The following is a 2,252-nucleotide window of genomic DNA, read 5'->3' on the forward strand; positions in this document are numbered from 1 at the left end:
ACCTCATCGAGCGGCAATTCGGCCTCGCGGTGGACGACCTGGACGGGTTCGCGCAGGCCGTCCCACACGATAGCGGTGCGGTAGACGTCGTGGCGGGCCACGACCCAGCGCAGCGCGTCCAGGAAGGCGTCCAGCCGCTCGCGCGTCTCGAACTCCAGCAGGGTGGGCGTGACGTAGACGTCGGTGCCCTCCCCGTCCGCCATCAGGTGGTGGAAGAACATGCCCTCCTGCAGCGGGGCCAACGGGTACACGTCCGCGATGTTCGCCGCACCACCGGGCACGGCCGCCACGACGGTCGCGATCTCCGCCTCGTCGAGGTCGACCAGCGGCAGCAGCTCCGGCGTCAGCTCGGACACACCACCCGCGGGGATCGGGTTCGGTGGCACCACGACGCGCGCCGTGCCCGCCTCTGCGGCCAGCCCGGCCGGCGTGGGCGTGGTGAACAGCGCGCGAACCGGCACGGACATACCGTGTGCCCGCAACCGCTCCACCAAGGAGACGACCAGCAGGGAGTGGCCGCCGAGGGCGAAGAAGTCGTCGTCCACGCCCACCACCGGCAGGCCCAGCACCTCCGCGAACGCCCGACAGATCAACTCCTCACGCGCATCCGCCGGAGCCCGACCCGCACCCGCACCCGCACCCGCACCCGCACCCGCCGCGTAATCCGGCACCGGCAAGGCCTTGCGGTCCAACTTGCCGTTCACCGTCAGCGGCAACGCCTCCAACACCACGAACGCCGACGGCACCATGTACCCCGGCACCCGACCAGCGACATGACCACGCAAGCCGTCCACGTCCAGGCCCTCACCAGCCGCCAGGTACGCCACCAGACGCCCCCCACCCGGCGCGTCCTCCCGCACCACGACCGCGACCTGCTCCACACCCGCAAAACCCGCGAGCACGCTCTCGATCTCACCGAGCTCGACCCGGAACCCGCGGATCTTCACCTGATCGTCCACACGACCCGCGAACGCGAGACTCCCCTCCGCGCCCCAGGAAACCCGGTCACCCGTCCGATACATCCGCTCACCCGACTCGAACGGACACGCCACAAAACGCTCCGCCGTCAAACCATGACGACCCAAATACCCCCGCGCCAAACCCGTACCCGACACATACAACTCACCCGTCACACCCACCGGCACCGGCGCAAGCGCATCATCCAGCACATACACCCGCGTATTCACGATCGGCGAACCGATCGGCACCACAGCACCCGGACCCAGACCCGGCCGGCAACGCCACACCGCAGCGTTCACCGTCGTCTCCGTCGGCCCATAACTGTTGAACATCACCCGCCCACCAGACGCCCACCGAGCAACCACCTCACCCGGAAGCGCCTCACCACCCACATCCAGCACAAACCCCACCGGCAACGCACCCTCAGGCACCGTCGCCACCACCGCCGGCGGCAACGTCGCATGCGTCACCCCCGACTCCATCAAAAACGCCGCGAAATCAGCACCCAAACGCCGATCCACCGGCACCGTCACCAACGCCGCACCCGACAACAGCGCCAGCAACCACTCCTCGCAGAACATGTCGAAACCCATCGACGCGAACTGCGCAACCCGCGAACCCGGACCAACCCCGAAACGCCCATGCGACAACGACAGATTCACAAACCCACGATGCGAAACCACCACACCCTTGGGCCGCCCCGTCGAACCCGACGTATAAATCACATACGCCGGATGCCCCGGCAACAACACCGACACCCGATCACCATCAGACACCGGCGAACCATCCAGAACAGCCAACTCAGCAGCAAATCCAGACTCATCCACCACCAACACCGGCACCTCGACACCCGACGGCACCACACCCACCGTCGACGACTGCACCAACACCAACACCGGACCCGCATCCGACAACGTGAAAGCGATCCGATCCACCGGATACTCCGGATCGACCGGCAGATACGCACCCCCCGCCTTCAACACACCCAAAATCGCCACGAACAACTCGACCGAACGATCCAGCACCAGAGCCACCACCGACTCCGGCCCCACCCCCGACGCCACCAGACGACGCGCCAGACGACTCGACCGCTCGTCCAACTCCCCATACGTCAGCGACACATCACCACACACCACCGCAACACCATCAGGAGTCAACGCCGCCTGCTCCGAGAACAACCCCGGAACCAAACCCACCGACTCCACCGCGCCCGTGGCATTCCACTCCACCAACACCCGACGACGCTCAACCTCACCCAACACATCCACCGACCCCACCCCCACACCAGGGTC

The 2,252-nt window shown here is 66.9% G+C and carries 1 protein-coding gene; it reads right to left on the reverse strand.

What is annotated here, in order from left to right:
• A partial coding sequence (locus ACIQVZ_RS42385; RefSeq protein WP_402458522.1) for an amino acid adenylation domain-containing protein occupies nt 1-2,228 on the reverse strand: 2,228 nt, incomplete at its 3' end.
• Between the last annotated feature and the right edge of the window lie 24 nt (nt 2,229-2,252).

The sequence above is a fragment of the Kitasatospora sp. NPDC098663 genome, from assembly GCF_044760075.1.
In the GTDB taxonomy this organism is placed as follows: Bacteria; Actinomycetota; Actinomycetes; order Streptomycetales; family Streptomycetaceae; genus Kitasatospora.